The organism is Peribacillus kribbensis DSM 17871, assembly GCF_000430765.1.
Lineage (GTDB): Bacteria > Bacillota > Bacilli > Bacillales > DSM-1321 > Paraperibacillus > Paraperibacillus kribbensis.
On the sequence record NZ_KE387240.1, the window covers coordinates 1 to 17,005 of the forward strand.

Genomic DNA, 17,005 nt, shown 5'->3' on the forward strand with positions numbered 1-17,005 from the left:
GCAGCCATCCGACAAGCATAAGACGGGGTGGCTGTGGGAAGCGGTCTTCTTCCCATAGACAGCCTGGCTTATGACTCGAGGATGGCAGTTCGGAGTTGGATTAAATAAAAAGCGGAAAGCGGTGCCTGCTAAATAAGATGTATTTAAGGCACATTGATGCAGGAACCAATTATTCTCCGTAATTATTAGCAGGCAGAGACCCGACACAAATGGATGGATAAATTATAACGATAGCCGTCTGTTGAAAGTCAGTCTTTCCGCAGGCGGCTTATTTTTTGTTCCGATGTATGAAAACAGGCAGGTTTTAGCAAAATTTAAGAGAGGCCTATAAACGGAAAACTCTATCTGGAAATAAAGGATATTTTTAGGATAAAAACAAAAGAATTTATGTTCAATTATGATTCCACGGAGCTCCTTATTGAATTTGGACAAGGTATTATCGTATGATATTAATAGCTAGTCTTAAAAAAGACAGTAATCTTAAAAACCTGGATGGTTTTTTTTATGCCATTTTGCTGTGAGTCAAAAAATACGATACGATTAGCTAAAAAAGACAAGGGGTGCGAAGTTTTGAAGGTACAAGAGATTCGTGAACTGATTAAACTGGTAGATCAATCCAGCATTGATGAATTTGAATTTGAACTTGATGGTGCAAAAATAAAAATGAAAAAGAATGCTGAGCCAGCAGCTGGAACAGTATTTGTCCAGCCTGCAGCTCCTGTTGAAATGACAAGACCTGCAGCAGTTCCTGCGGCACAAGCTCCAGCTGTACAAGAAGCAGCGGCGGAAAAGAAAGAACAGCCGGCTGCCGAGAATTTACATACCATTACATCACCGATGGTAGGAACTTTTTATTCGTCTCCATCACCGGAAGCTGACGACTATGTCAGGGAAGGTTCCAGGGTTTCCAAGAATAGTGTTGTCTGCATAGTTGAGGCAATGAAGCTTTTCAACGAAATTGAAGCAGAAGTCAACGGTGAAATTGCAGAGATTCTTGTAAAGGACGGCCAGCTTGTTGAATATGGCCAGCCGTTATTTTTAGTCAAGCCTGAGTAAGGAGCGTTTATACTATGATAAAAAAGCTTTTGATTGCAAATAGAGGAGAAATTGCGGTGCGGGTCATCCGGGCCTGTAAAGAGCTCGGCATTGAGACTGTCGCAGTTTACTCTGAAGCGGATAGAGAAGCCCTTCATGTTCAGATGGCGGATGAAGCGTACTGCATCGGACCGAAGGCTTCAAAAGACAGCTATTTAAGCTTTACAAATATTATTTCTACTGCCACACTGACAGGGGCCGATGCCATTCATCCCGGCTACGGATTTTTAGCGGAAAACTCAGCATTTGCTGAGCTTTGCCGAGAGTGCGGCATCACGTTTGTGGGTCCGTCACCAGAGGCTATTTCCAAAATGGGAACAAAGGATGTAGCCAGGGAAACGATGAAAGCAGCTGGAGTTCCAATCGTACCAGGATCTCAAGGGATCATTAAAGATACGGAGGAAGCTCTTGCATTAGCAGAAACCATTGGTTTTCCTGTCATCATTAAGGCCACTGCCGGCGGCGGCGGTAAAGGAATCCGGGTTGCCCGTACAGAAGAAGAATTGGTAAAGGGGATCCAGGTTACCCAGCAGGAAGCTATGACTGCTTTCGGCAATCCTGGGGTATATATAGAAAAGTTCATCGAAGATTTCAGGCATGTTGAAATTCAAGTCATGGCTGACAGCTTTGGCAGCGTGATCCATCTTGGTGAACGTGACTGTACAATTCAGCGGCGGATGCAGAAGCTCCTTGAGGAGTCTCCTTCACCAGCGCTGGACAGTGAAACCCGCGATGCAATGGGACAGGCAGCGGTAAAGGCCGCCCAAGCGGTCGATTATACAGGTGCCGGAACGGTAGAATTTATTTTTGACAGTAAAGAAAATACATTTTACTTTATGGAAATGAACACCAGGATTCAGGTTGAGCATCCTGTCACTGAAATGGTGACGGGTGTAGACTTGATCAAGGAGCAGATCAGAGTGGCTTCGGGTGAGAAGCTGTCCTTGAAACAAGAGGATGTAACATTCGATGGCTGGGCGATTGAATGCCGCATTAATGCGGAGAATCCGCTTAAAAACTTTATGCCGTCTGCTGGAAAGATTGAAATGTATCTCCCGCCGGGCGGCTATGGAGTCCGTGTGGATTCAGCCGCATATCCGGGTTATAGCATTCCTCCGTATTATGATTCTATGATTGCCAAACTGATTGTCCATGGCAAAACTAGAGAAGAGGCAATAAACCGGATGAAAAGGGCGTTAGGGGAATTTGTGGTTGATGGGATTCATTCTACTATTCCGTTTCACCAAAAACTCCTTCAGCATGAAACATTTGTGGATGGGAATTTTAACACAAAATTCCTTGAAATCTATGATGTAATGAATTCATAATGAAGTTACAGGGGGTGCTTTATATTGAGCGAAAACCAATCTACTCTTGAAATGAATAACCATAAAGGACTTGGGAAAGTCGAGATTGCTCCGGAAGTCATTGAAGTCATTGCAGGCATTGCTGCCCATGAGGTGGAAGGAGTCGCCACGATGCGCGGCAACTTTGCCTCCGGTGTTGTTGAAAGGCTTGGCAAGAAAAACCATGGCAAGGGAGTCAGGGTCGACCTTGCCGAGGAAGGCATCAAGATTGATGTGTATTGCACCATGAAGTTTGGTGTCTCGATTCCAAAGGTTGCTGGTGAGGTACAGGACAATATCCGTCAGGCTTTGATTAATATGACCGCTCTGGAACCTGAAGAAGTCAATGTCCATATTGTCGGCATTCAGTTTGAAAACCAAAAGCCTGAAGTGGAGTACGAGCAGGAAATGTAACCAAAGGCATCTGCCTTTGGTTTTTTCTTTTTTTATCAGCTTGCGGGGCTTTGGTTTGGAATGTTTCTTTTGGTGCAAAATAGAATAGGAATGCCCTAATAGCGGCTCTTTTAAATGTTGCTCACTTGGAAGTGAAATAAAATGAATTTTCCTAATATTTATCGGAGCCCTACCTTATATTGTTCGTTTATGCTATATTTTAATAAATTGATTTAATATGTAAAGGAGTTATACAATGAAAAGAAGAACCGCAAGAGAAAAGGCTTTGCAGGCTCTTTTTCAAATAGAAGTCGGTAAGGCGGAAGTCCAGGAAGCAATGGAAAACGTCCTCGATGGTTTAGAAAAAGACGAATATTTCGAGACTTTGGTTACGGGTACGGCAGAGAATCAGGAAACCATTGATGGAATCATTAAAGCGAATTTAGAAAACTGGAAGCTTGAAAGACTTGCTGCCATTGACCGAAATCTGCTGCGCCTTGCCGTGTTTGAAATGAAATATTCCAAAGACGTACCCATTAACGTGGTTCTGGACGAAGCCATCGAAATCGCAAAAGTCTTTGGGGACGATCAGTCCGCTAAATTTGTGAACGCCGTTCTATCGAAAGTAAAAGACGGACTGGACAGCTGAAGTAAAATATAAATAGAAAAGGGGAAGGGAAATGACTGCTACAATCATAAACGGTAAAGAAATTGCTGTGGAAATCCGAAAACAGATTCAAAGCGAAGTCAGGGAATTGAAGGAGCAGAATATTGTTCCAGGTTTAGCAGTTGTGCTGGTTGGCGAAAATCAGGCATCGAGAACCTACGTTGGGATGAAAGAAAAAGCATGCGCGGAACTAGGCATTTATTCACTGAAGATTGAGCTTCCTGAAACAGTGAGCCATAATGAACTGGTTAGCAAAATCAAGGAGCTGAACTCGGATCCTGCGATTCACGGAATATTGGTTCAGCTTCCCCTCCCTAAGCATATTAATGAAATAGAGATCATCGAAACCATATCGCCCGAAAAGGATGTCGACGGCTTCCATCCTATTAATATTGGGAAAATGATGACTGGCCAGGATACATTTTATCCATGTACTCCTTATGGGATTATCAAAATGGTTGAATACATAAACATTGACCCGGCGGGCAGCCATGTAGTGGTTGTAGGAAGAAGCAATATTGTAGGAAAGCCTGTAGGCCAGCTTTTCCTGAATAAAAATGCGACTGTGACTTACTGCCATTCCAAAACCAAGGATCTGGCAGCCATCACCAGCCAGGCGGACATCCTTATTGCTGCCGCAGGTAGGGAAAACCTTATAACAGCTGAACATGTGAAAGATGGAGCAGTTGTCATCGATGTGGCCATGAACCGGAATAGTCAGGGAAAGCTCTGCGGCGACGTGGACTTTGCAGAAGTCAAAGAAAAAGCCGGATATATCACCCCTGTACCTGGCGGTGTAGGTCCGATGACTATTACCATGCTGTTATTTAATACATTAAAATCAGCAAAACTGCTTGATGGAAATAAAATTAACGCGTAATCTTCCTAAAAAACTAAACGAAGCTGTCTGATTGCTTTATAATAGCAAATAGACAGCTTTTCTTGTGAAATGGAACAAAGCTGGTACCAAAGAAATGGGAGTTTATCATGAAGCAGCCTATTTATTTAACGATTCATGCACTAACTAAATATATAAAAAGAAAATTCGATGCCGATCCCCATCTTCAGGATATGTACATAAAAGGAGAAATTTCCAACCTTAAGCAGCATTCCAGCGGCCATATGTATTTTACCCTGAAGGATGAAAAATCCAGAATTCTAGCTGTGATGTTTCAAACCTACAGGACAGGCATGAAGTTTGTTCCCGAAAATGGCATGCATGTGCTGATTCGGGGCGATATAACGGTCTACGAGCCAAGCGGCCAGTATCAGGTTTATGTTAAGGAGATGGCTCCGGACGGGATTGGGGAGCTTTATCTTGCCTATGAGCAATTGAAGGGAAAGCTTGAAAAGGAAGGGCTTTTTCTGCAAAAGTATAAGAAAAAACTGCCTCCATATCCTGCATCTATAGGGGTAATAACCTCTCCGACTGGCGCTGCAATCCGAGACATTCTGACAACCCTAAAAAGGAGATATCCCGTTGCGGACATTGTCATCTATCCAGCCCTTGTTCAAGGCACACAGGCAGCTCCATCCATCAGGAAGGCCATTGAAACGGCAAACAGCCGCGGGGAAACCGATATTTTAATCATGGGCCGAGGCGGCGGTTCGATCGAGGAATTATGGGCTTTCAATGAGGAAATCGTAGCCCGTGCGATTTTTCAATCGAAGATTCCAGTCATCTCTGCAGTCGGCCATGAAACGGACTTTACGATCGCTGATTTTGCGGCCGATCTCAGAGCGCCTACACCTACTGCGGCTGCGGAGCTTGCAGTACCCCACATCAACGAGGTTCTGGAGAGGATCATTAACCAGAAAAACCGGATGACACGGGAAATCCAGAAGCAGCTCTCTTCCAATCTGAACAGGCTGCAGACTCTTGAAAAATCCTATGCGTTCAGATATCCCCGACGGCTGTATGAACAAAAAGTAGAGCAGCTGGACCGTGCAAAGGAAAGGTTCCATAAGGGCTTTGAAAAGTACTTCACCCGCAAGAAAGAGGAAGTTCAAAGACTCGCTGCCGGACTTAAACGAAGAGATCCAGAGGGGATGCTTGAAGCCGCCCATTCTAAGCTGGCCGCCCAGGCCAAAATGCTGAACCGGAGCATGGACGCTATTTATAAGGCCAAACTGCAGCGCTTTCTCTATCAGGCTTCGGCCCTGGATGCAAGAAGCCCGCTAAAGATCATGGATAAAGGATACAGCCTGGCCTACACAGAACAAAATGAATTGATCAAGACAATCGAAACCGTGGCGCCGGGGGATAAGATGTCTGTCCGCCTGAAGGATGGAGAGCTATTTTGTACAGTAGAACAAAAAAAGGAGAGACCGATAGATGAGTGAAGAAAAAGAGTTAAGCTTTGAAGAGGCAATGGAGAAGCTTGAAAAAATAGTGGAGCAGCTAGAGGATGGTGAAGTGCCATTAGAAAAGGCCATCGCAATCTATAAAGAAGGGATGGACCTTTCAAGGGTCTGTCATACAAAATTAAAATCAGTAGAAAATCAGCTTACTCAAATCTTAAGCGAAGACGGGCAGCTTAAGGATTTCTCACAGGCCGAGGAGGAGTAAACATTGACTTCTTCCTTGTTTAAAGATTTTGCCAACCAATATATACCCATTCTTGAGGAAGAAGCACGAAAGCAGGTTGACATGCTTGAGGCGCCTTCGGTATTAAAGGACGCCATGCTTTATTCATTAAATGCAGGAGGCAAGAGAATAAGGCCTCTGCTCGTTCTTGCGGTCTTAAACGCTTTTGGAAGAAATCCGGAGGCTGGAATTCTCCCGGCGGCTGCCGTTGAAATGATCCACACCTACTCATTGATTCACGATGATCTTCCAAGTATGGATAATGATGATCTGCGAAGGGGAAAACCAACAAATCATAAAGTATTTGGGGAAGCGGCAGCCATCCTTGCAGGAGACGCGCTTCTCACCTATGCCTTTCAGGTAATCACAAAAATGAAACCAGAGGATGCCTCTCCATCTGTCGTTGTAGCACTGATCCGGGAGCTTGCTGCAGCTGCAGGGCCCGAGGGAATGGTAGGGGGCCAGACGGCTGACATTGAGGCGGAGGGAAAGACACTCGAGCTTGGTGAGCTGGTGTATATACACGAAAATAAAACAGGAAGGCTTCTCACCGCCAGTGTGCTGATGGGAGCCGTTCTTGCAGAGGCTTCCATTGAAGCTAAAAATAAGCTTCAGAATTTTTCCTATCATCTGGGCCTCGCCTTCCAAATCAGGGATGACATCCTTGATATCGAAGGCCTGGAAGAGAAAATAGGAAAGCCGGTGGGCAGCGACGTTCATAATAACAAGAACACATATCCATCTCTCCTTACCCTGGAAGGGGCAAAAGAGAAGCTCCATCACCATATCAGCCTGGCGAAACAGGATCTGCTGGAAACGGGACTGGATGCTGAAATTCTTATGGAAATCACTGATATGGTGGCCCAGAGAGATTATTGAATTAAATTTATTATAATTGTGGTATAATATCGTTATTAGAAATTCGGATTTTTTTCTGCTTTTTGGCTTCGGCCGCTGCCGTTATCACTTTGGTGCTAACGGTTTTTTCCTTATCGGTCCTTAAAGTGATGGAAAATAGCTTGAGTTAATAAAACAGTTGTTTATAATTAGGACAGTGGAGAAAAAACAAGTGGAAAGAAACCGAAATGAAAGTGAGTGATCCAGTTTGGATCTTCTATCTATAAAGGACCCTTCCTTTTTAAAAAAATTAAATATAGATGAACTTGAGGGTTTGAGCCAGGAAATAAGGGATTTCCTTATTGAAAAGCTTTCAAAGACAGGCGGACATATTGGACCGAATTTAGGGGTGGTTGAATTGACCATTGCCCTTCATAGAGAGTTTAACAGCCCAAAGGATAAAATCATCTGGGATGTCGGCCATCAATCTTACGTTCATAAAATATTAACCGGCCGCGCCGGTGAATTCGATTCGCTTAGAAAGTTCAAAGGCTTATGCGGATTCCCGAAGCGCTCCGAAAGTGAGCACGACGTGTGGGAAACAGGCCACAGCTCCACTTCCTTATCGTCTGCAATGGGCATGGCGATTGCAAGGGATCTGAAGAAGGAAAAAAGCTTTGTCCTTCCGGTGATCGGCGATGGTGCCCTGACCGGGGGAATGGCACTGGAAGCATTGAACCATATTGGCTCTGAGAAAAAAGACATGATTGTGATTTTGAATGACAATGAAATGTCCATAGCACCGAATGTCGGTGCTCTTCATAATGTTCTTGGGCGTCTAAGGACAGCTGGAAAGTATAACTGGGCCAAGGAGGAGCTTGAACTTCTTCTGAAGAAAATCCCTGCTGTAGGCGGTAAGCTTGCGGCAACAGCAGAAAGAATAAAAGATACGGTCAAGTACCTTCTTGTATCCGGCATGTTCTTTGAGGAACTTGGTTTTACGTACCTGGGACCTGTGGATGGACATAATTATGAAGCGTTATTCGAGCAGCTCAGATATGCAAAGAAAACAGGCGGACCAGTATTGCTGCATGTGATCACCAAAAAAGGGAAAGGCTATTATCCTGCCGAGAACGATAAAATCGGGACCTGGCATGGTACGGGTCCCTACAAAACGGAAACAGGTGCTTTCGTCAAGCCTGCTGCCGCTGCTCCATCCTGGAGCTCGCTTGTCAGTGAAACGGTCCGCCAGATGGCTCGGGAAGACGAAAGAATCGTGGCCATTACTCCTGCCATGCCGGTAGGATCCAAGCTTGAGAACTTTGCCAGGGAGTTTCCTGACCGCATGTTTGATGTCGGGATTGCCGAACAGCATGCCGTAACCGTAGCCGCCAGCCTTGCATCTCAGGATATGAAGCCATTTTTGGCCATTTATTCAACCTTCCTGCAAAGGGCATACGATCAGATGCTGCACGATGTATGCAGACAGAATCTCAATGTCTTCATAGGCATTGATCGAGCAGGGCTTGTCGGTGCCGATGGGGAAACTCATCAGGGTGTGTTCGACATCGCCTTCCTTCGCCACATGCCAAACCTTGTGCTGATGATGCCGAAGGATGAAAATGAAGGGCAGCATATGGTATATACTTCATTAACGTATAATGACGGCCCTATTGCCATGAGGTTCCCACGCGGAAACGGTCTTGGGGTAGAAATGGATAAAGAATTAAAGTCCATTCCGATTGGTACATGGGAGGTGCTGAAGGACGGGAAGGATGCCTGCATTCTTACCTTTGGGACCACCATTGGCATGGCCCTTGAGGCAGCCGATCTTCTTGAGAAACAAGGATATTCTATAAAAGTAGTGAATGCACGGTTTATTAAGCCTCTAGATGAGCAGATGCTCACAGAGATATTCAAAGATGGAATGCCTGTCCTGACCATCGAAGAAGCAATTCTTCAAGGGGGCTTTGGAAGTGCGGTCCTTGAATTCGCCGAAGAGAATGGTTTCTCTTCCCAGGTCATCAGCCGGATGGGAATACCTGATCAGTTCATCGAGCATGGCGATGTGGACCAGCTGCTCGAAGAGATCAATTTCACTGTAAATTCCGCAGTTCGTAAGCTGATAAAGATATTACCTAAAAAGCAAAAAAGGGCTTGAATATGAAAATAAGAAAAGAACGATTGGATGTACTTCTTGTAGAAAGAGGTCTGTCAGAAACTAGAGAAAAAGCAAAAAGATCCATAATGGCCGGTCTCGTTTATTCCAATGAAGTGCGCCTTGATAAGCCGGGTGAAAAAATTCCGGAAGATGCGCCCCTGACCATTAAAGGCAAAGTCATGCCTTATGTTTCCCGGGGAGGCTTGAAGCTGGAAAAGGCACTCAAGGTTTTCGAAGTGGATGTTAACGGGAAGGTTCTTCTTGATATTGGATCATCAACCGGCGGTTTTACGGACTGCGCCCTTCAGAATGGGGCAAAGCAGTCCTATGCATTGGATGTTGGATATAATCAGCTGGCATGGAAGCTGCGTCAGGATCCGAGGGTCATTGTAATGGAAAGAACGAACTTTCGGTATGTTACACCTGCTGACCTTGCAGGCGAAATGCCGGATTTTGCTTCCATCGATGTTTCCTTTATATCGCTGACTCTCATACTTCCTGTATTAAAAACGCTGCTTGTGCCTGGATCGGATATAGTGGCGCTGGTTAAGCCGCAATTTGAAGCCGGCAGGGAGCAGGTAGGCAAAAAAGGGATCGTCAGGGATATCAAGGTGCATAAAGAGGTCCTTCACAAGATTGCTGATTTCGCCGTGAAGGAAGGCTATGATGTGCAGGGAGCTTCCTTCTCCCCTATTACAGGAGGAGATGGGAATATCGAATTCCTTCTCCATTTACAGTGGAATGGGAAGGAAGCAGGAACCATGGCGCTGGATGGCACTCTGGATCAAGTGGCCGAGGAAGCGCATCAGACCTTTAAAGAATTAAAAGAAAATAAAGCCGATTGAGGCACAAATTGAGGCTGGATAAACAGGTACGGACTATGAAGCTTTTGGATTTCTTGCAGGAAGTGTAACAGCAGGATTTAGGCTTCCCGAGGCTCTATCTGTTTGACCGCCTCTTTTTTGAATGCTGTTCCTGAGTTTTAGGCAGATTGCAGGGGAAGGATTAAACATAATGAGTCTCGAAAGATTGTACAATCCGGCAAAAAACGCTAACATACATGTATATAAGTGAAATTCGAGAGGTGCGCGGATTACTATGAATAAAGGGCAACGCCATATTAAAATAAGAGAAATTATTGCCAATAATGATATTGAAACACAGGACGACCTGGTAGATGAATTGAAGAATGGCGGGTACAATGTCACACAGGCGACGGTATCCAGGGATATAAAAGAACTTCATCTGGTAAAGGTTCCATTAATGGACGGCCGCTATAAGTACAGCCTTCCGGCAGATCAGCGCTTTAATCCCCTTCAAAAGCTGAAGCGGAATCTCATGGACGCCTTTGTACGGATTGATTCTGCAAGCCACTTCCTGGTCATGAAGACCCTTCCCGGCAACGCTCAGGCGATTGGTGCGCTTATAGACAATCTGGATTGGGAAGAGATTATGGGTACCATCTGTGGAGATGACACCTGCCTGATTATCTGCCGGACGCCGGATGATACCATGACGATCAGGGACAAGTTCCTGGATATGCTCTAAAAAAGGTGAGGTGCGGGATTTGTTAGCGGAATTATCAATCAAAAACTTTGCGATCATCGAGTCTCTATCGATTTCATTTGAGAAGGGACTGACTGTGCTGACGGGGGAAACAGGGGCAGGGAAATCCATTATTATCGATGCCATAAACCTTTTGATCGGCGGCAGGGGATCCTCTGAATTCGTCCGTCACGGGGAAGATAAAGCTGAACTTGAAGGATTATTTTTAATTGAAGGCGAGAACCATCAGGTCATCCAGAAGTTAACGGAATTCGGCATTGATGCCGGTGATGGGATGGCCGTACTTAGAAGGGACATTTCCAGCTCGGGGAAAAGTGTCTGCCGGGTAAATGGGAAGCTTGTTACCATCGCCGTTTTGAGAGAGATTGGCGGTGCCCTGGTGGATATCCACAGCCAGAATGAGCATCAGGAATTGATGAACCCGGATCTGCACCTCCCGCTTCTGGATCATTTTGGAGGCAGGGAGGCAGCGGCAGCCCTGAAGGAGTATCAGGAGCTTTATAAGCGTTACGAACAGGCTGTCAAGCAGCTTAAATCCTTAAATAAGGATGAACAGCAGATGGCTCACAGGCTGGATTTACTTCAATTTCAGTTTGATGAAATCACAAAGTCAGATTTGAAGCTTAAAGAAGATGAAGAACTATATGAAGAAAGACAGCGTATTTCCAACTTTGAGAGGATTCATGCCAGTCTTCAGGCTGCCTATCATTCTTTAGGCGGGGAGCAAAAAGGTCTGGATTTTATCGGAATGGCCATGAATGACCTCGAAGAAGCAGCTTCGCTTGATTCATCCTTTGATGGCCTGAATGAGAATGTAGCCAATAGTTTTTATCTTCTGGAGGATGCAATATCTGAGATCAGGAATCAGCTCGATTCCCTGGAATTTGATCCAGTGAGGCTGGACTTCATTGAAGGAAGGCTGAATGAAATCAATGGACTAAAGAGGAAATACGGAAAAACGGTCGAAGATATCCTGGAATATGCGGCTGGAATCGAAGAGGAAATCGAAACACTTTTGAATCGGGAAACGCATATTGCCAAAATCGAAAAAGAAATGGCTTCCATACGGAAGGATCTGCTCGTCGAGGCGAAGAATCTCTCCATAATCAGGCAGAAATATGCCAAAAAACTGGTGGGGCAGATTCATAAAGAACTCAAGGATTTATATATGGAAAAAACAGTGTTCAATGTGGAGTTTCTTCAGTCTGCCTCAGAGCACGGAGGTATGAATGAAAGAATCCAAAAAGACGGAATGGATGTGGTGGAGTTTTATATCTCCACAAACCCTGGAGAACCTCTGAAGCCTCTTTCTAAAATTGCTTCAGGCGGCGAGCTGTCGAGGATCATACTTGCCCTGAAGAATATCTTCTCAGAGCATCAGGGCATCACCTCCATCATCTTTGATGAAGTGGATACCGGCGTCAGCGGCCGGGTTGCCCAGTCCATGGCAGAGAAGATATACAAAGTATCTGTCGGCTCACAGGTTTTATGCATCTCACATCTTCCTCAGGTAGCTGCCATGGCCGATACTCATCTGTTCATTTCCAAACAGACCCTCAGCGGAAGAACGAGGACGAAGGTTCATGCTTTGAGCCAGGATGAAAAAATCAGAGAAATTGGCCGGATGATTTCTGGAGTCGAGATCACAGAATTAACAAAGGAGCATGCCAGAGAGCTGCTTCAGCTGGCCAGCCAGATAAAAAGTGCGTAAGGAGATAATAAGCTTTCAGGGTCTTGTCAGACAAGACTTCTGAGGGCTTTCTTTTTTTAGGAAGCTCTAGAGCCCGATGGAGATCCAGTCTTTTTTTAAAGGCTGGCCTTTTCCCTTTGGCAGTGTTCCGAATATTTTAATTTAATTCCAAAACACTGCCCAAACCTCGCTTCCTTTCCTCTATTATATTTTTTCATTTTTGCAAATACTATCCATAAACGGATAGCTTTTATTTCTCTCCGGGGTTATAAATGGCCCTTTTCTAGGCTAAATTAAAGCTGTAGCCATAAAGTGAGTGTGGACTAGAAGCGAGGAGAGTGAAAGGTTTGAAAGCAGTTTGGATTAGAAGGATTATTGGCGGTCTTCTCCTTGTTTCACTTTTACTACTGGGTTTTAATCATTCCATAAAGAGTTATGTCACAATACCAAATAAGATTGTGTTATTTGAGGGAGAGAATTATAAAATTCCAAAAGGTTTATCTGTTACAGCATCTGTTTCAGATGGAAATAATATAAGCATCCATGACAGCAGAAATCTGTTGACACTGGATGCGGACAAGCCGGGTACTAACGAGCTGCTCCTCGATTTTGCAGGATTTCCTGTAAAAAAAGTCGATGTACAGGTATTGAAGGATTTTAAAGTGATTCCGGGCGGACAGTCCATCGGTGTAAAATTAAACACGCTGGGAGTCCTGGTTGTGGGGCATCATTTAGTAACCACCTCCAGCGGTAAAAAATCTCCAGGTGAAATAGCCGGAGTACGCGTCGGAGACATTATTACTGAAATCAACGGAAAACATATAAAGCGGATGGAGGATGTGGCGCCGCTTGTCCAGCAGGCCGGAGAAGCGCATAAACCGCTGAGGCTTGAAATATTCCGCTCCCATAAACAGTTTAAAACCAATTTAATGCCGCTGAAGGAACAATCTGAGGATCATTATAAGCTCGGTCTGTATATTAGGGATTCGGCGGCAGGCATCGGTACAATGACCTTTGTTGAGCCTAAATCCAAGAAATACGGGGCACTGGGTCATGTTATTTCAGATATGGATACCAAGCGCCCGATCGTGGTGAAGGATGGACAGATTGTAAGATCTACCGTAACTTCGATTGAAAAAGGATCGCATGGAGACCCCGGTGAAAAGCTGGCCCGTTTCTCGTCCGATCATAAAATCATCGGAGATATCAATAAAAATAGTTCCTTTGGAATATTTGGCAGGCTGAATACTGGAATTGACAACCATATCATGGATAAAGCCATCCCCATCACTCTTTCCCATGAGGTAAAGGAAGGGCCGGCCCAGATACTTACAGTGGTCGATGGAGATAAAGTGGAAAAATATGGTATTGAAATTGTCAGTACAATACCTCAAAAGTTCCCTGCCACAAAAGGGATGGTCATTAAAGTGACAGATCCAAGGCTGCTGGATAAAACCGGCGGGATTGTCCAGGGAATGAGCGGGAGTCCGATCATCCAAAAAGGAAAGCTGGTTGGTGCAGTGACACACGTATTCGTAAATGACCCAACAAGCGGCTATGCTGTCCATATAGAATGGATGCTTTCCGAGGCAGGCATCAATATTTATGAAGGCGGGCAGGCGAATTCAAGGGCAAGTTAAGCAGGCACCTGTGCCTGCTTTTTCTATGTCTTAGTCGAAAAATATTTCGACAATCATAGAGGATGAAATCGAATTCAGTCGAAAATGAGAGAAAACAGAAGAAAAACTAAGATAATATGTTATTTTTTCTATTTTTTTAAAATTAAAAAGGATTTTGAGTTGCATTGTCGAAAACTTAAACTACAATAGAAAATAGACAGTAGGACCGAATAGAGGAGGAAACCCAGGTTGAAGAAAATAAAAGTATGTGTAGTGGATGATAACAGGGAATTAGTTGGGCTCCTTGAAGAATATATTTCGTCTCAAGATGATATGGAAGTAGCCGGAGTAGCACATAATGGCCAGGAATGCCTGCAGATGCTGGCACAAGTGGAGCCGGATGTTCTCATTCTGGATATCATTATGCCGCATTTGGATGGTCTTGGGGTGCTGGAGCGGATGCGCGACCTTGAGATGAGCAGCATGCCTCAGGTAATTATGCTGACTGCCTTCGGACAAGAAGATGTCACGAAAAAAGCGGTGGATCTCGGCGCATCCTATTTCATACTTAAGCCTTTCGATATGGACGCACTTGCCAGCCATATCCGCCAGATCAGCGGAAAAGGCAATTCTTTTATTAAAAAGTCATCATCCTTTTCTTATAAGTCCTCTTCTGTGGAATCTAAACCGAAAAATCTGGATGCCAGCATAACAAGCATCATTCATGAAATCGGTGTACCTGCCCATATCAAAGGGTATTTATATTTGAGGGAAGCCATTTCGATGGTTTTTAATGACATTGAACTATTGGGATCCATTACCAAAGTACTTTATCCTGATATCGCCAAAAAATACAATACAACAGCAAGCCGTGTAGAGCGGGCCATCCGCCATGCGATCGAAGTAGCCTGGAGCAGGGGGAATATTGATTCAATTTCATCCCTATTCGGCTATACAGTGAGCATGACGAAAGCAAAGCCGACCAATTCAGAGTTCATTGCCATGGTTGCGGACAAGCTCCGCCTGGAAGCGAACGCCAGTTGAAGGCGTTAGGCGGTAGGATTTGACGGGAATTTTAATCGAGAATTTGGCGGCTTAAATGCGATGAATGTCTTGGTCCTGTTCCGATGAAATTACCGTGACAATACCGATAACCTTTTACAACTTTTTTCACCTTATTACTGTATTCGCTTGGTTATAGTACACGTATTGCGTCAGTCTATTTAAGGCTGGCCTTTTATTTTGTAAAGAGATCCAACGGAGAAGAAGCAGGGCTGTGTGTGTAATTGAATGGATAAACTCTTTCAAATCCTCCCGATTATTTTTCCTGAGCAGGCGGACAGCCTGTTCAGCCTGTCCGTTTTGGCATACGATATAGTAATTCTGGTTTCAGGGAGTGAATTCATGGATTTTATTATGCCTTCTCTTGGAACTTTAATAACCCCCTTTTGCAGCGGTGAACCTAAGCATCTTGGAATCGATCTGGCAATCGGCGGGAATGTTTCCGTAAAAGCAGCTGCTGACGGCATCATTTCCCGCTCATGTGTGTCCGGAAAATATGGGGAAGTAATCTTTATTTTCCATGAGCTGAATGGACAGCCTTTTGAAACGGTATATGCTCATTTGAGAAAAGGGTCCAGGAAATTTAGTTTGGGTGAATGGGTAAAGCAGGGACAAGTCATTGGCTATATGGGCACAACAGGTTCAGCTGAAAGGCAGCATCTTCATTTTGAAATACACAGGGGTAAATGGACGGCTTCAGGAGTTAATGCGCTCGACCCTAAAGATTATATAGGAGAAATGGTAAGGAAAAAGAAAGACTCCGGAGTAAAGCTGATTGAGATTCCGTCTGAAGGGTACTGGAAGGTATACCCTCTTGATAAGGCTGCGGCAGCGGGGAATGAGATCGGCTATTTAAATCTGAGGAAGCAGGCAGGGAAGCGATATCGAATTGTCGGAAATCCAGATAGGGATGTCTATACGATTATAACGGGGGCCTTTGGAAAGATTAATGTATGCGGAGGGGCGGAATCAGGCGCGAAAATCATTGATTCCTGCTGACATCATCAGAAGGACTGGTTTTTTTGGAACCGGGTCTTTTTTTCTTTAACATGCTGATAAATTTTAGACTTTGCCCATATAGCTTTCTTTTAAGCAAAGGGGCTGTCCATGATAAAATGAAGGAGTTATAAAAAGTTCGGAATGCCTATAAACTTAGATTACACTTATCCAAAAATTGAAGCAGCCTTTATGCGATGGGTATGATAAGGAGGTACACTAGGGTGACTCAAATCTATGCACACAGAGGTTCAGCAGGAACACATCCAGAAAATACCATGCTTTCTTTTCAGGAAGCATTAAAGAGCGGGGCCGATGGGATTGAGATGGACGTTCATCTAACTAAAGACGGACATCTCGTCATCATCCATGATGAAACGATCGATAGGACTACTACGGGAAAAGGCATTGTCAGGGAGATGACGTTAAAGGAGATCCAAACGTACGATGCCAGCCACAAATTTTCAGCTGATTACGGCCGTACAAGTATACCTTCCCTAGAGGAGTTTTTTTCCTGGATGAGGGATACGACCCTCCTTTGTAATATTGAATTGAAGAATGGAGGATATAGGTATCCCGGGATGGAAGAAAAATTAATAGGGATGATTAAGTCCTTCGGTTTTGAAAAAAGAATGATCCTGTCATCCTTTAATCATTACAGCCTGGTGCATTGCTATAGCCTGGCACCTGAAATCGAAATCGCTCCCTTATACAGCAATGGCTTGTACATGCCGTGGGTATATGCAAAAGCTCTGCGTGCAGCGGCAATCCATCCCAGCATCAAAACCATAAATGATGAGATCGTGCTTGAATCCATGAACGCAGGGGTAGCTGTCCGGCCTTACACGGTGAACACGGATGGGCAAATCAGAAAACTATTTGCCTTGAACTGCAGTGCTATTATCACCGACTTTCCTGAAAGAGCTGTAAAATTGCGGAATACCTATAAACAATAAAAAGCTGGCTCCATATGGGGCCAGCTTTTT

At 44.5% G+C, this 17,005-nt stretch carries 16 protein-coding genes; all 16 read left to right on the top strand.

Going from position 1 to position 17,005, the window contains the following annotated elements; genetic code table 11:
* The first annotated feature begins 570 nt into the window (after positions 1-570).
* The 16 genes from accB (at position 571) to H539_RS0118195 (ending at position 16,975) form a co-directional block, all read left to right on the top strand.
* The gene (gene accB / locus H539_RS0118120) at positions 571-1,056 is read left to right on the top strand and encodes an acetyl-CoA carboxylase biotin carboxyl carrier protein (protein WP_026694679.1); all 486 of its coding nucleotides are present in this window, start codon (positions 571-573) and stop codon (positions 1,054-1,056) included.
* Between the two features lie 14 nt (positions 1,057-1,070).
* Positions 1,071-2,423 carry an acetyl-CoA carboxylase biotin carboxylase subunit gene (gene accC, locus H539_RS0118125; protein WP_026694680.1) on the top strand — a complete coding sequence of 451 codons (1,353 nt, stop codon included), beginning with the start codon at positions 1,071-1,073 and terminating at the stop codon, positions 2,421-2,423.
* 24 nt (positions 2,424-2,447) lie between these two features.
* Positions 2,448-2,855: an Asp23/Gls24 family envelope stress response protein gene (locus H539_RS0118130; RefSeq protein ID WP_026694681.1), complete on the top strand. Its 408-nt coding sequence runs from the start codon at positions 2,448-2,450 to the stop codon at positions 2,853-2,855.
* A gap of 235 nt (positions 2,856-3,090) precedes the next feature.
* A complete protein-coding gene (gene nusB, locus H539_RS0118135) occupies positions 3,091-3,483 on the top strand; it encodes a transcription antitermination factor NusB (protein WP_026694682.1) in 393 nt (130 codons plus the stop codon).
* A 31-nt stretch (positions 3,484-3,514) separates the two neighbouring features.
* Entirely contained in the window at positions 3,515-4,381 is an 867-nt protein-coding gene (folD, locus tag H539_RS0118140) for a bifunctional methylenetetrahydrofolate dehydrogenase/methenyltetrahydrofolate cyclohydrolase FolD (RefSeq protein WP_026694683.1), read from the top strand.
* A 107-nt stretch (positions 4,382-4,488) separates the two neighbouring features.
* Positions 4,489-5,844 (top strand): exodeoxyribonuclease VII large subunit, encoded by a 1,356-nt coding sequence (gene xseA, locus H539_RS0118145; RefSeq protein WP_026694684.1) that lies wholly within the window; start codon positions 4,489-4,491, stop codon positions 5,842-5,844.
* Positions 5,837-6,070, top strand: coding sequence for an exodeoxyribonuclease VII small subunit (gene xseB, locus H539_RS0118150; protein ID WP_026694685.1), 234 nt, complete (start codon positions 5,837-5,839; stop codon positions 6,068-6,070). The genes xseA and xseB overlap by 8 nt, the downstream gene beginning before the upstream one ends.
* A gap of 3 nt (positions 6,071-6,073) precedes the next feature.
* Entirely contained in the window at positions 6,074-6,967 is an 894-nt protein-coding gene (locus H539_RS0118155) for a polyprenyl synthetase family protein (RefSeq protein WP_026694686.1), read from the top strand.
* Between the two features lie 226 nt (positions 6,968-7,193).
* Positions 7,194-9,086, top strand: a complete 1,893-nt coding sequence (dxs, locus tag H539_RS0118160; RefSeq protein WP_026694687.1) for a 1-deoxy-D-xylulose-5-phosphate synthase — start codon at positions 7,194-7,196, stop codon at positions 9,084-9,086.
* 2 nt (positions 9,087-9,088) lie between these two features.
* Positions 9,089-9,931, top strand: a complete 843-nt coding sequence (locus H539_RS0118165) for a TlyA family RNA methyltransferase (protein WP_026694688.1) — start codon at positions 9,089-9,091, stop codon at positions 9,929-9,931.
* A gap of 253 nt (positions 9,932-10,184) precedes the next feature.
* Positions 10,185-10,634: a transcriptional regulator AhrC/ArgR gene (gene ahrC, locus H539_RS0118170; protein WP_026694689.1), complete on the top strand. Its 450-nt coding sequence runs from the start codon at positions 10,185-10,187 to the stop codon at positions 10,632-10,634.
* A 19-nt stretch (positions 10,635-10,653) separates the two neighbouring features.
* Positions 10,654-12,363 carry a DNA repair protein RecN gene (gene recN / locus H539_RS0118175; protein ID WP_026694690.1) on the top strand — a complete coding sequence of 570 codons (1,710 nt, stop codon included), beginning with the start codon at positions 10,654-10,656 and terminating at the stop codon, positions 12,361-12,363.
* A 317-nt stretch (positions 12,364-12,680) separates the two neighbouring features.
* Positions 12,681-13,982 (top strand): SpoIVB peptidase, encoded by a 1,302-nt coding sequence (gene spoIVB / locus H539_RS0118180; protein ID WP_081415947.1) that lies wholly within the window; start codon positions 12,681-12,683, stop codon positions 13,980-13,982.
* Between the two features lie 228 nt (positions 13,983-14,210).
* Complete coding sequence (gene spo0A / locus H539_RS0118185; protein WP_026694692.1) at positions 14,211-15,005, top strand: sporulation transcription factor Spo0A; 795 nt, start codon at positions 14,211-14,213, stop codon at positions 15,003-15,005.
* A gap of 246 nt (positions 15,006-15,251) precedes the next feature.
* Positions 15,252-16,022 carry a M23 family metallopeptidase gene (locus H539_RS30250; RefSeq protein ID WP_051348673.1) on the top strand — a complete coding sequence of 257 codons (771 nt, stop codon included), beginning with the start codon at positions 15,252-15,254 and terminating at the stop codon, positions 16,020-16,022.
* Positions 16,023-16,243: 221 nt separating this feature from the next.
* Entirely contained in the window at positions 16,244-16,975 is a 732-nt protein-coding gene (locus H539_RS0118195; protein ID WP_026694693.1) for a glycerophosphodiester phosphodiesterase, read from the top strand.
* Positions 16,976-17,005 lie beyond the last annotated feature (30 nt).

Bases quoted from the DNA above. Each gene is read 5' to 3' on its own strand.
- nusB (WP_026694682.1), top strand. From the start codon at position 3,091: ATGAAAAGAAGAACCGCAAGAGAAAAGGCTTTGCAGGCTCTTTTTCAA.
- xseA (WP_026694684.1), top strand. From the start codon at position 4,489: ATGAAGCAGCCTATTTATTTAACGATTCATGCACTAACTAAATATATA.
- H539_RS0118165 (WP_026694688.1), top strand. From the start codon at position 9,089: ATGAAAATAAGAAAAGAACGATTGGATGTACTTCTTGTAGAAAGAGGT.
- folD (WP_026694683.1), top strand. From the start codon at position 3,515: ATGACTGCTACAATCATAAACGGTAAAGAAATTGCTGTGGAAATCCGA.
- xseB (WP_026694685.1), top strand. From the start codon at position 5,837: ATGAGTGAAGAAAAAGAGTTAAGCTTTGAAGAGGCAATGGAGAAGCTT.
- H539_RS30250 (WP_051348673.1), top strand. From the start codon at position 15,252: ATGGATAAACTCTTTCAAATCCTCCCGATTATTTTTCCTGAGCAGGCG.
- accC (WP_026694680.1), top strand. From the start codon at position 1,071: ATGATAAAAAAGCTTTTGATTGCAAATAGAGGAGAAATTGCGGTGCGG.
- ahrC (WP_026694689.1), top strand. From the start codon at position 10,185: ATGAATAAAGGGCAACGCCATATTAAAATAAGAGAAATTATTGCCAAT.